Below are 12,576 nucleotides of genomic sequence, written 5' to 3' on the forward strand. Positions count from 1 at the left end.
AAGTCCTCCTATCGATGTGACAGGAGGACTAACGCGTTCTGCGGTGCAAAGGCTAGGCCAGGATGATCTTGATGCGGTTGCCAGACGGGTCCTGCGTCTCGATGCCGCCGTCGATGGGCGTCACGGCGGCATTGGCATTGACCAGTCGGGTTTTGACGCCGTCGAGCGTGGCGGCATCGGGCAGCACGATGGTGAACCAGCGCAGGCCGGCGGACCCGGCCACGGGCAGGCTGGCGTTGGGGCCAGACCAGATGTTGAAGGCGATGGTGTGGGGCATGTAGTCGAGCCCCACATCGCCCATGCCGAACGAGTCGATGAGCAGGAACCCGGCAAAACCAAGCACGTCGCGATAGAACTCCATCGACTGGCGCAGGTCTTTGACATGGACATGCACGTGCCCGATCCGCGTGCCTTCAGGCATGCGGGGGACGATTACGGGCGCAGGCCCCAGTTCGGCAAGCAGGCCATCGAGATCGATTGGGTCGCGACCCGAGTGACGCTTGCCATCGACGGTGATCGCGTAGGTTTCCCCCTTGTCGGGATCACCCAACCGGCCGCGCCAAGGCGTCTCAAAGGTGATTTCAATGCCATTGCCATCAAGATCCCACAGGTAGATGGCTTCGCTGACAAGGTGATCGGTCGGCGAAATTCGGACATTACGCTGCATGGCCCGAACCGCCAGCTGGGCCATATCGACCCGTTTGGGCACGTGGACAGCAACGTGATAGAGCCCGATCGTGTGCTGCTGACTCGGGCGGGTCGCGCCCGTTTCGAGTACGATCAGCGGCTTGCCGCCTGCGCCGAGGGTCAACTCGTTGCCGGTTTCAGAGATGATGTCGAGGCCAACCACGTCCTGCCAGATGGCGAGGGCCTTGGCGCGGTCGGTCACCGCGATATGGACGGTACCCAGCTTCGTGGTCAGGGGCAGGATGGGGGCCGATTTGACGTTGGTCTGGACGGAGGTATCAATCATGACGCGCTTCCTGGTTCATTTGTTGCCCAAGATATAATACCGGCCACCGCCCGCAGCCATTGGCACCGTGGCGAAGGCATCGTTCGCCAAACAACGGCCAATCGCCCCCCTTCCCCGCCACCCCATTTCGTGGTGAGGTCAGCCATCCTTGGGAGGTTCGTGATGAATTTGAGGATAATCTTGACGGTTGCCGCGCTGCTCGCCGGAACAGGCGCGGCGACGGCGAACTGCTATGAAGGGCTGGGCTGCGACGATAGCCAGTATTTCACCACCCAGGCGCTGCAGCAGGGCACGTGCCAGCAGCTCTGGGAGGTCAGAAACATGATTTATCAACAGAACGGCTATTGCTTCCAGACCAACCGCGCCAAGCAGAGTTTCAGCAATGACGGTTGCTACATCAACGATCAGGCGTCGGTGCGGCTCAACGTATATGAGCGCAAGAACGTCGCCACCATCCAGTCTGTGGAAAAGGCCAAGGGCTGCAAGTAGGGCCCCGCAAACAATGAAAAACGCCGGAGCTTTCGCCCCGGCGGTTTGTCTCAGGCGACAAGGCCCTTGGTAAGCTCTAGTGCCTGGCGCTCGAACAGGCGGCGATAGATACCGCCATTGAGCCGGATGAGTTCGGCGTGATCGCCTTCCTCAACAATGCGGCCCTTGTCGAACACCAGCAGGCGGTCAAGCGCGCGGACGGTCGACAGACGGTGCGCAATGACCAGCGTGGTGCGGCCAACCATCAGGCGTTCCATCGCCTCCTGGATCTGCACTTCGCTTTCGCTGTCGAGGCTCGATGTTGCCTCGTCGAGGATCAACACCCGAGCATCGGCCAGGAACGCGCGAGCGATGGCGACACGCTGGCGCTCGCCACCGGACAGTTTCACGCCACGCTCACCAACCATGGTCTCATAGCCCTTGGGCAGGCTTTGGATGAAGTCGTGCGCATTGGCCTGACTTGCCGCAAGCTCAATCTCGGCGCGGGTGGCGCCGGGGCGGGCATAGGCGATGTTTTCGGCTAGCGTTCGGTGGAACAGGATTGGCTCCTGCTGCACGATGGCGATCTGGCCACGCAAATCGGACTGCTTCACATCGGCGATGTTCTGGCCGTCGACAGTGATGGCGCCCTCATTGATGTCATAGAGCCGCTGGATTAGCTTGACGAACGTGGTCTTGCCCGAGCCGGAATGGCCAACCAGACCGACGCGTTCGCCCGGCGCAATGCGCACCGAAAAATCGCGATACAGCGGGGTCCGGTGCAAACCATACTGGAAGGTGACGTTGTCGAAGGCGATTTCGCCCTTGTCGATGACAATGTTGGTCGCGCCTGGCTTGTCGGCAATGCCGAACGGCTGACGATCAAGCGCCACCAGTTCTTCCATGTCGTTGACCGAGCGCTGCAGATTGCGGATGTGCTGACCGACGTCGCGCAGGTGACCTTGCAGGACGAAGAACATGGTCAGAACAAAGGTGATGTCGCCCGGCGTTGCAGCACCCTGCTGCCACAGCAGCAAGGCGGTACCCAGAATAGCGGTCTGCATGATAGCCATCATCAGGCCCTGCGCGCCGCCGTTGAGCGTGCCACGCTGCCAGACACGGCGGGTGCGCTTGCGCCATTTGGCGACGACACGACCAAGGATGGATTCCTCGCGCATTTCGGCGCCGAAGGCCTTGACCACCGAATTGCAGCTGACCGCATCGGCCAGCGCGCCACCCATCTTGGTGTCCCAGGCATTGGCCAACGCACCGGCAGGCGCAACGAAGCCAACCGACAGCCAGACCGTCAGGACAACATAGATCAGCGAACCGATGCCGACGACCAGACCCATGACCGGCCAGAATGCGCCGAGAATAACGGTCGCGCCGACTAGCATGACCAGCGACGGCAGCAGCGCCACCAGCAGTGTGTCGTTCAGAAGATCGATGGCGCTCGAGCCACGCGTGATCTTGCGGACGGTGGAACCAGCAAAGCTGTTGGCATGCCAATCGGTCGAGAAGCGCTGCACGCGATGGAAAGCGTTGGCGATCACGTCGTTCATGATCTGCAGCGTGAAGGTGATCAGGTTGAAAAATACAAACTGACGCAGGATCACCGAGACAAGGTAAAGCCCCGCCATGGTCCAAAAGGCGGTGACGGCTGGAATCCAGGACGCATTGTCATTGCCAGTGCCCGAGGCGACGGCATCGACAAGACGACCGGCAAAGACCGGGCTGAACGCCTCGGCCAGCGTTGCACCCAGCACCAGCAGGGCAATGAATGTGGCGCGAAGAGGCTGTTTGGCCCAGTGGCGGAAGGTGAAGCCGAGCACATCACGGAAGGCATCGGCACGGAAATCGAGTTTCTTGCGACTCATATTGCAGCCCGGCGCCGTTCTCCGGCAACCGGCCCTCAGATACAGGGGATGAAAGGCACAGCCGCAGCGAGGGACGCAGTAATCCCGTCAGATCAGGTCGGCTATGATGAAAAACAGGCGGCGGACCACAAAAAGGCGGGCCGCGAATGGCAAAGACCTAAGGTCGAGGCATGCCAAGCGGGGGGCGGTTGGAAAATGTCACTGCCATACAACGCCTCCCTGGTTCGAAATTTGAAGCGGTGGACGTTTTGTAGACAAACCGTTCCGGCTTGCCAACCTGGTATTTTCAACGGGCGCAAGAGTTGGTGCGGGAATGCCACAGGGGCAGCACGCCCAGAGTAGACCTCATGGTGAGATGGGAGCGTGGCGACCCTCGAACCACGAGGGCGTGGCAGCATCTCGTAGCATTTGACAGATAGGCCCCCTCCCGTGAGGGAGAGGGTTAGGGTTGGTTCAGAGCCGCACGAGTACAGTGGCCGCGGCAATGCTGCCCTCTCACCCGATGGATCGGGCGAACCTCTCCCTTCGGGCCGGATGCAGCGCGATCTCAGTCTTTGGGCGTCAGTACCACGTCGCGGGTTGCCCAGGAGCCGTAGGCGAGGCCGATCATGAAGATGCCGAAAAGGGACAGAATAGCGGTAATGAGGATGGGCAGATTGGCAGCCATTTCTAAGCTCCTGTGATGACTGCGCTACAGATCTCACACCGCCCAAATTCACCCTTGATTTAGGTCAAGAGTTTTTCCGATTTCGGCGGGGTGGAATTGCCATCGCGCCGGGACTAGGCTTTCTGCGACCGATTCAAAAATACAGAGGCATTCGCCCAAGATGACTATTGATCCCGTCAAGCTCGACAAACTCGCCCAGGTCGCCATCAAGGTTGGCCTGCAACTGGCTGAAGGCCAGGACCTGGTGATGACCGCGCCGATGACCGCCGCTCCGCTGGTTCGCCGCATCACCGAACATGCCTACAAGGCTGGTGCGGGTGTCGTGACCACGATCTATTCCGACGAGGAATCCACCCTCGCCCGCTACAAGCACGCCAATGACGCCAGCTTCGACAAGGCGGCAGGCTGGCTCTATTCGGGTATGGCCGAGGCGTTCAAGAACAACGCGGCCCGCCTCGCCATTGCCGGCGACAACCCAATGATGCTGGCCGGGCAAGACCCTGACAAGGTGACCCGCGCCATGCGCGCCAATTCAGCAGCGTACAAGCCTGCGCTACAGCTGATCACCGGCTTTGACATCAACTGGAACATCGTTTCCTACCCAAGCGCTGCCTGGGCCAAGCTGGTGTTCCCGAACGACAGCGAAGACGTAGCGGTCACCAAACTGGCCGACGCGATCTTTAAGGCGTCGCGCGTCGATCAGGACGATCCGATTGCGGCCTGGAAGGATCACAATGCCAACCTCAAGAAGCGCTGGACCTGGCTTAACGGCAAAGCTTTCTCGGCGCTGAAATATACCGGACCAGGCACCGACCTCACGGTAGGTCTGGCCGATGGCCATCGCTGGAAGGGCGGCGCGTCGGAAGCCAAGAACGGCATCACCTGCAACCCCAATATTCCGACCGAAGAAGTGTTCACCACGCCGCACAAGCTGCGCGTGGAGGGCTATGTGGCTGGCACCAAGCCGCTCAGCCACAATGGCGCGCTGATCGAGGACATGCAGGCGCGTTTTGAAGGCGGCCGTCTCGTCGAATTCAAGGCATCCAAGAACCAGGACCTGTTCAACAAGGTGCTCGACACCGACGAAGGTGGCCGTCACCTCGGCGAAGTGGCCCTCGTGCCGCATTCCTCGCCGATTTCGGCTTCGGGCGTACTGTTCTTCAACACGCTCTATGACGAAAACGCTTCGTGCCACATCGCGCAGGGCCAGTGCTATTCGGACTGCTTTGTGAACGGCAAGGACCTGACCCAGGAACAGATCGCGGCACAGGGTGGCAATACGTCCAACATCCACATCGACTGGATGATCGGCAGCGACAAGATCGACATCGACGGCATCAATGCCGACGGCAGCGCCGAACCGGTGATGCGCGGCGGCGAGTGGGCCAACTAGCACAAACACCAGCGCCAGGAAGACTCCGCATGAAACGCTTGCTACCCGTTATCGGCCTCCTCTTTCTGGCGCAGCCCGCCTTAGCCCAAACCGTCACCGATTCAGACTTCGTGCTGCAGCTCAATGATGGCTCGGCGCCCCAGAGCACGACGATCATCCCGCTGATTGACGGCGCCTGTTACGAGTGGCGGCTCAAGCTGGCCAAGGCCAAGTCTGCAGTTGACGTCACCGAGATCTTCACCCTGCCCGCGCCGCCCACCAGCTGGAATGGCGTTGGCAGCAATGTGACCATCTCGAACGACAAGACGACGGCAACGTCGGCTTTGCAGTTGTCGCCACAAGACGGCTGGATCTCACATGGCTGGTGCGTGGCCACTGGCGATCCGGTGGGCGGACACACAGTCGTCGTCAAAGTCGGCGACAAGGTATTGGGCGAGTTCCCGTTCATCGTCGAGAAACAGAAAACACGCCGTCCGACACGTCAGTAGTTCGTTGCAGAGCCGGCAACTGAAATCGTGCGAAACTGTGGATCATCGACGCTAACACCTAAGCAACTTTGTTGATCCATAGTTTTTCGATGACCACGAGCCAGACGCCGCGCAGCAGTAAACTAAGCCAGCTTTACAAAGCGGGCCTCGACGCCATGATATCGATGGGCATTGTGCGGGCGGTGATCCTTGCCACAGCTGCCTCGACATTGCTGTCAGTGGTGGTCTGCGGCTTGGCAATATATGTCTCCATGCCATATGTGCCGCCTATCGAGTGGTTGCCGTTTGCCGTTGTGACGCCTGCCGTGGTGTCTCCGCTTGTGAGCTGGGCCATCTTCACCATGGCTTATGAACTGGCGGAAACCCGCGCAGCGCTTGCCAATACCGCGGCGACCGATCCGCTGACCGGCGTCGGCAATCGCCGGCGGTTCTACGAGGGCACCGATCGTGACCTGGCTCGCTCGCGGCGCGATGGTTCGCCCATCTCCATCGTGATGATGGATATCGACCATTTCAAACGCCTCAACGACCAATTCGGCCATGAAAAGGGCGATGCCGCGCTGGTGGCGGTAGCGGAAACCTGCAGCGCTCGGTTACGCGAGACGGACCTGTTCTGCCGTTGGGGCGGTGAGGAATTTATTGCGCTGCTACCGCTTTGCAGTCTGGCTGATGCCATCCGGCTGGCCGACGCACTTCGCGCAGGCGTCGAAGCGATCCGTCTCAAGGGTGTATCGACCGGGCTCACCATCAGCCTGGGCGTCGCCGAGATCGGACCCAAAGAGTCTTTGTCCGAAGCGATCGCGCGGGCCGACGAACTGCTTTATCAGGCTAAGGCGGCCGGCCGCAACATTGTCCGGCCGGCCTTCAATAGGGCTGCCTAACCCTTAAACTCGTTGGCCGTGATGGATTCACGCTTCATCTGTATCGAGAAGCCAGGCAGCTTTGGCGGCATGTAGGCTGCGTTGCGGATGTCGCAAGGCTCGATAAAGTGCTCGTGCAGGTGATCGACATATTCGATCACGCGGCCTTCCTTGGTGCCAGAGACGACCAAATAGTCGATCATCGACAGATGCTGCACATATTCGCAGAGGCCCACGCCACCAGCATGCGGCCAGACCGGCAGGTCGTATTTCGTCGCCATCAGTAGAACCGACAGCACTTCGTTCAGGCCGCCAATGCGGCAAGCATCGATCTGGACGATGTCGATGGCGCCGTCCTTGATGAACTGCTTGAACAGGATACGGTTCTGGCACATTTCGCCCGTTGCCACCTTGACCGGCGCAACGGCCTGGCGGATCGCCTTATGGCCTGAAACGTCATCAGGGCTGGTTGGCTCTTCGATGAAGTATGGGTTGAAGCGGCTGAGTTCCTTGACCCAATCGATGGCCTGATCGACTTCCCAGACCTGATTGGCATCAATCATCAGATAGCGGTCAGGCCCCATGATGGAGCGGACGATTTCGAGACGACGGATGTCGTCGTCGAGATCGCGACCGACCTTCATCTTGATGTGCTGGAAGCCTTCGGCGACCGCTTCTGTGGCGAGGCGCGTCAGCTTCTCGTTGGAATAGCCCAGCCAGCCGGCCGAGGTCGTATAGCACTGATAACCTTCGGCCTGCAGCGTTGCGATGCGCTCAGCCTTGCCCGCTTCGGCCTTTTTGAAGATCGCCAATGCCTCATCGGGCGTGATCGCGTCGGTGAGGTAACGGAAGTCGATGATCGAGACGAGTTGCTCGGGCGTCATGTCGGCGACGAGTTGCCAAACCGGCTTGCCGGCATCCTTGGCGAGCAAGTCCCAGACGGCATTGACTACAGCGCCGGTTGCCAGATGCATCGCGCCCTTGTCTGGGCCGATCCAGCGCAACTGGCTGTCGCCCGTTACATGTCGCCAGAAGCGGCCCGGGTTCTCGGCAATCCAGCTGAGTTCAAGACCAATCACTCGGCTTTCCAGCGCCTTGATCGCCGCAACCACAACTTCATTGCCGCGCCCGATGGAGAAGGTCAGCCCGTGGCCTTCATGCGCACCGTCGGTGCCGAGGATCACATAGGCCGCCGAGTAATCGGGATCCGGGTTCATCGCGTCCGACCCATCGAGCGAGGCGGAGGTGGGGAAACGCAGGTCGTGGGTGGAAAGGGTGGTGATCTTGGTCATTGGATACTCGGTGGCAAGACCGCGTGGTTCGGCGCGCGGCACCATGGGGTCTACTGATAGGTCTGTGTGCGGCTCAAAAAGTCTCAGTAGACCTCATCCCGAGCCTGTCGAAGGACGAGGTCGTGCTATCGAAATCAGGCCGTCCAGCCGCCATCAATGATCTGGACCTGTCCGGTCGTGTAGGTTGCTCCCGCCAGATAAACTGCGAGGTCGGCGACTTCGTCGGGACGCGCGATGCGGCCGATCGGCTGGCGGGCGATGAAGGCCTTTTTGGCGGCTTCAAAGTCGCCGGTGGCGTGCCAGCGCTCATGCAGGCTTGGGCTTTCCACCGTGCCGGGGCAGATGGCGTTGACGCGAATGTTCTGCGTCACATAGTCGGCAGCAACCGACTTGGTGAGGCCGACGACGGCAGCCTTGGAGATGGAGTAGGCGGCGCGGTTTGGCACGCTTTTGACCGAACTGGCGACTGTGGCCATGTTGATGATGGCGCCGTCCTGGCGTTCGATCATCTGCGGCAGCACAGCCTGAATGGTTCGGATCTGGGCGCGTACATTCAGGTCCAGTGCGAAATCGAGGTCCTTATCGCTCATTTCAAGCACGGTGCCGGAATGGACCACGCCTGCGCAGTTGAACAAGACATCGATCCGGCCGATCTCGGCAACGGCAGTCTTGACCGCATCAGCCGACAAAACGTCTAGCAGGCGGGTTGTGACACCCGGAACGCCATCGAGTTCCGCAAGCTTGGCTGCATTAACGTCAGTCGCGATCACCTTGGCGCCCGCCTTGACGAAGGCTTCAACCGAGGCGCGGCCAATGCCCTGTGCGGCGGCGGTGATGAGAACGATTTTGCCGGTGAGGTCAGACATAGAGGATTTCCTGCAGAGAGAATGGGCCGGACTTTGCCGCCCGGCCCGGTTATTTTAGTCGTAGAGAACCGCCGCGATGTCGGCGTCGTTCATGTTCTTGGCGTCGTAGAAGTAGAAGCCAGTGTCGATGATTGGAGGCAGGGTTTCGCCCTTCAGCGCCTTGACGGCAGCCGAGACGGTTTCGTAGCCGATGCCAACCGGGTTCTGGGTAATGGCGCCGGCCATGACGCCACTTGCAACCATGGCCTTCTGGGCTGCACCGGAGTCGAAGCCGATAACCACGACGTCGCTGTTCAGCTCCGTCTTGCCATTGGCCACACCAATGGCGGAACCTTCGTTGGCGCCGAAAATGCCCTTGAGGTCAGGGGTTGCAAGCAGGATCGACTTGGTGATTTCAGTCGACTGCAGTTGGTCGCCGCCACCGTACTGGACGGTCACCACTTCGATGTTGGGATAGGCTTCCTTGATGCGGTTGACGAACCCGTCAACGCGATCAATGCCGGTGCGGCTGGTCTGGTCGTGGGCGACGACGGCAACCTTGCCCGAACCGCCGATGAGTTCGGCCATCTTGTCGGCGGCCAGTGCGGCAGCCGCGACGTTGTCGGTGGTGGCGGTGGTCAACGGGATGTCGCTGTCGACGCCGGAGTCAAAAGCGATGACCGGAATGTTGGCGGCCTTGGCCTGTTCCAGCAGCGGGATAGCAGCCTGGCTGTCGAGCGCGGCAAAACCGATGGCGCTTGGCTTACGGGCAAGAGCTGCGGCCAGCATATCGATCTGACGGTCGACCTGGGTCTCATTGTCTGGACCTTCGAAGGTCACCGTGACGCCGAGTTCAGCTGCGGCCTTGTCGGCACCGGCCTTCACAGCCTGCCAGAACTGGTGCTGGAAGCCTTTGGAGATCAGCGCGATGTCGTACTTTTCCTGGGCGGTGGCGAAACCGGTCGCGGCCAGGAGCGAAATGGCGCTAAGGGCGCCGAGCAGGGTGCGTCTGGTGAACATTGTTAGTCCTCCCGTTTGAGTGATGGTCGTCATCAGGCGGAGCTTAGGCTCTCTTGTTGGCGCCCGAAGGCGCATGGATCGTCGGCGCCTAAAGTGTGCGGCGCCGCAGGATATCGGCATAGACCGCCAGGATGATGATCGAGCCGGTGACCACCGTCTGCCATTCCTGGGGGACCAAAAGGATGCGCAGGCCACTGGCCAGCACGGCGATGATCAGCGCGCCAATCAGCGTGCCAAGGATGGTGCCGCGACCGCCACTGAGCGAGGTGCCGCCAATGACCACGGCCGCGATGGCATCAAGCTCATAGCCCTGCCCGAGGGCTGGCTGCGCCGAATTGAGGCGCGAGGCGATCAAGAGACCTGCAACACCGCAGATGGCGCCGGCGGTCGCGTAAACCGCGATCTTCCAGCGATCGACATTGACGCCCGAGAGCCGCACGGCTTCTTCATTGCTGCCGAGCGCGAAGGTATAGCGACCCAGTGCCGTCTTGCTCAGAACGAAGGCGGCAATAATGGCGACAGCGAACAGGATCAACACGCCATTGGGGATGGGAACAGCCGGGAAGACATTGCCGACGATCGAACCGAGCGCGATCTGGTTAAAGCCCGGCGTGCCGTTAAAGTAGATCGGCTTGGTGCCCGAGATCACCAGCGACAGGCCCTTGAGCACCATCATCATGCCCAGCGTGGCAATGAAGGGTGGCACCTTGAGCTTGGCAATGATGGTGCCCGAGACCAGGCCACAGGCGGTGCCGGCGAGGATCGAGGCCAGCACACCCAGTGGTAGCGGCAGACCGAGATAGGTCAGCACCACACCGGTGATCACGGCGCAGAAGGTCATCAGCGTGCCGACCGACAGATCGATGCCGCCGGTGATGATCACCAGGGTCGCGGCAATCGCCAGCACGCCATTGACCGAGGTGGCCTGCAGAATAGCCAGAATGTTCTGGGTCTGCATGAAGTTAGGCGAGGCCAGCGAGAACACCACGACCAGCGCGATCAGGCCGGAAAAGGCCAGCAGCCGATGGAAGGCGCCCGAAATCTTGATGCCGCCAGACTTGGTTGCGGGGGCTGCAGTGTCGGTCATGCTGACCTCCGTTCAGGGGTTGGTTCGGCAACGGCGCTGGGGCGCAGGGTGGCCAGCCGCATGATCTCTTCCTGCGAGGCGCCGCCGGGCAGTGTGCCGGTCAGGCGCCCTTCGCACATCACGGCGATCCGGTGCGACAAGCGCAGCACTTCCGGGAGTTCCGAGGAGATCATGATGATCGCCTTGCCCTCGGCGGCCAGTGCATTGAGCAGTTTGTAGATTTCTGACTTGGCGCCGACATCGATGCCGCGGGTGGGTTCGTCAAAGATCAGGATATCGCAATCGCGCAGCAGCCATTTGGCAATGACCACCTTTTGCTGATTGCCGCCCGACAGCAGCCGGGCTTCCTGCGCATCGCTTGGCGTCTTGATGGCCAGCTGCTTGATGTATTGGACGGCGGTGTCGTGGATGGCGCCATCATTGAGCACGCCACCAATCCCTGTGAACCGCGACAGGCTGGGCAGCGCGATATTGTTGCGGACATCCAACCCGGTCGCGAGGCCGAAATTCTTGCGGTCTTCGGACAGATAACCAATGCCGGCCCGCACGGCATCCTGCGGCGAAGAGATGCCGACGCGGTTGCCATTGACCCAGATCTCGCCGCCCTCGCGTCGATCGGCGCCAAAGATGGCGCGGGCGACTTCGGTGCGCCCTGCCCCCATCAGTCCGGCAAAGCCGAGGATCTCGCCTTTGCGCACCGAAAAGCTGACATCGCGGATTTCGCGGCCACGGTTGAGGTTGCGCACTTCGAGCGCCACCGGCGCCGCCGAGGTGTTGGGGAACACCGGCTTTTCATTGCTGAGGGTCCGCCCCACCATCATCGAAATGATGGTCTCGATGGAGGTTTCCGCCGCCGGCACTGTCCCGACAAACTCGCCATCGCGCATGATGGTGACGCGGTCCGAGATGCGTTTGATCTCGTCCATCTTGTGCGAGATGTAGACGATGCCAACGCCTTCGGCCTTGAGCCGATTGATGATGGCGAACAGTTCGGCAATCTCGGCATCGTTGAGCGCAGCCGTCGGCTCATCCATGATGAGCACCCGCGACTTGTAGCTCAGCGCCTTGGCGATCTCGACCATCTGCTGGCGGGCAATGGTCAGGGTTTCCACCTTTACCGTCGGGTCGAGCTTGAGGTTCATCGAGTCAAAGATCGTCTGCGCCCGGCGATTGAGCTCGCGCTCATCGAGCCAGAAGGCCCGACGCGGTTCGCGGCCGATGAAAATGTTCTGCGCCGCCGTCAGGTCGCGCATCAGCGCCAGTTCCTGATGGATGATGCCGATCCCCATATCCTGGGCCTGGCGCGGGCTGGTGATCTCCACCGGCTGACCATCGAGACGGACCTCGCCAGCATCCCGCGTGTAGACGCCCGCCAAAATTTTCATCAGCGTCGACTTGCCCGCGCCGTTCTCCCCCATCAGGGCATGAACCTCACCGGGGCGCAGATCGAAACGGGCCTTCGACAGCGCCCGAACGCCTGGAAACGACTTGTCGATATCCTGCATCTCGACAAGCGGCTGCACGTCATCATGCGCCGAGCTGGCGGGGATAAGCGGCATTGATCGAAAGTCCTCCCAGCACATTCTTGCGATGCGCATACGAACAA

General features: G+C 60.8%; 11 protein-coding genes. 4 read left to right on the forward strand and 7 right to left on the reverse strand.

Features of this window, described 5'->3' with window-relative positions; translation table 11 throughout:
* Positions 1 to 52: 52 nt before the first annotated feature.
* A complete protein-coding gene (locus ABIE28_RS14755) occupies positions 53 to 973 on the reverse strand; it encodes a VOC family protein (RefSeq protein ID WP_354064185.1) in 921 nt (306 codons plus the stop codon).
* A 162-nt stretch (positions 974 to 1,135) separates the two neighbouring features.
* Here ABIE28_RS14755 and ABIE28_RS14760 point away from each other — a divergent pair, with 162 nt between their 5' ends.
* Positions 1,136 to 1,462 carry a YARHG domain-containing protein gene (locus ABIE28_RS14760; RefSeq protein WP_354064187.1) on the forward strand — a complete coding sequence of 109 codons (327 nt, stop codon included), beginning with the start codon at positions 1,136 to 1,138 and terminating at the stop codon, positions 1,460 to 1,462.
* 50 nt (positions 1,463 to 1,512) lie between these two features.
* Here the strand turns inward: ABIE28_RS14760 and ABIE28_RS14765 are convergent, their stop codons facing one another.
* Positions 1,513 to 3,318 carry an ABC transporter ATP-binding protein gene (locus ABIE28_RS14765; RefSeq protein WP_354064189.1) on the reverse strand — a complete coding sequence of 602 codons (1,806 nt, stop codon included), beginning with the start codon at positions 3,316 to 3,318 and terminating at the stop codon, positions 1,513 to 1,515.
* An 827-nt stretch (positions 3,319 to 4,145) separates the two neighbouring features.
* Between ABIE28_RS14765 and ABIE28_RS14770 the strand changes: the two genes are divergently transcribed.
* From ABIE28_RS14770 to ABIE28_RS14780, 3 genes are all read left to right on the forward strand, one after another.
* Positions 4,146 to 5,378 (forward strand): aminopeptidase, encoded by a 1,233-nt coding sequence (locus tag ABIE28_RS14770; protein WP_354064191.1) that lies wholly within the window; start codon positions 4,146 to 4,148, stop codon positions 5,376 to 5,378.
* Between the two features lie 29 nt (positions 5,379 to 5,407).
* On the forward strand, positions 5,408 to 5,866 hold the full coding sequence (locus ABIE28_RS14775) for a PM0630 family protein (RefSeq protein ID WP_354064193.1): 459 nt from the start codon (positions 5,408 to 5,410) through the stop codon (positions 5,864 to 5,866).
* A gap of 89 nt (positions 5,867 to 5,955) precedes the next feature.
* The gene (locus tag ABIE28_RS14780; RefSeq protein WP_354064195.1) at positions 5,956 to 6,747 is read left to right on the forward strand and encodes a GGDEF domain-containing protein; all 792 of its coding nucleotides are present in this window, start codon (positions 5,956 to 5,958) and stop codon (positions 6,745 to 6,747) included.
* Here the strand turns inward: ABIE28_RS14780 and ABIE28_RS14785 are convergent.
* From ABIE28_RS14785 to ABIE28_RS14805, 5 genes are all read right to left on the reverse strand, one after another.
* Positions 6,744 to 8,018: an L-fuconate dehydratase gene (locus ABIE28_RS14785; RefSeq protein ID WP_354064197.1), complete on the reverse strand. Its 1,275-nt coding sequence runs from the start codon at positions 8,016 to 8,018 to the stop codon at positions 6,744 to 6,746. The two genes, ABIE28_RS14780 and ABIE28_RS14785, sit on opposite strands and share 4 nt — an antisense overlap.
* A gap of 134 nt (positions 8,019 to 8,152) precedes the next feature.
* Complete coding sequence (locus tag ABIE28_RS14790) at positions 8,153 to 8,884, reverse strand: SDR family oxidoreductase (RefSeq protein ID WP_354064199.1); 732 nt, start codon at positions 8,882 to 8,884, stop codon at positions 8,153 to 8,155.
* A 54-nt stretch (positions 8,885 to 8,938) separates the two neighbouring features.
* Positions 8,939 to 9,883 carry an ABC transporter substrate-binding protein gene (locus ABIE28_RS14795; protein ID WP_354064201.1) on the reverse strand — a complete coding sequence of 315 codons (945 nt, stop codon included), beginning with the start codon at positions 9,881 to 9,883 and terminating at the stop codon, positions 8,939 to 8,941.
* Between the two features lie 88 nt (positions 9,884 to 9,971).
* The gene (locus ABIE28_RS14800; protein ID WP_354064203.1) at positions 9,972 to 10,970 is read right to left on the reverse strand and encodes an ABC transporter permease; all 999 of its coding nucleotides are present in this window, start codon (positions 10,968 to 10,970) and stop codon (positions 9,972 to 9,974) included.
* Positions 10,967 to 12,529, reverse strand: a complete 1,563-nt coding sequence (locus ABIE28_RS14805) for a sugar ABC transporter ATP-binding protein (RefSeq protein WP_354064205.1) — start codon at positions 12,527 to 12,529, stop codon at positions 10,967 to 10,969. Before ABIE28_RS14805 ends, ABIE28_RS14800 begins: the two co-directional genes overlap by 4 nt.
* Between the last annotated feature and the right edge of the window lie 47 nt (positions 12,530 to 12,576).

The sequence above is a fragment of the Devosia sp. 2618 genome, assembly GCF_040546815.1.
In the GTDB taxonomy this organism is placed as follows: domain Bacteria; phylum Pseudomonadota; class Alphaproteobacteria; order Rhizobiales; family Devosiaceae; genus Devosia.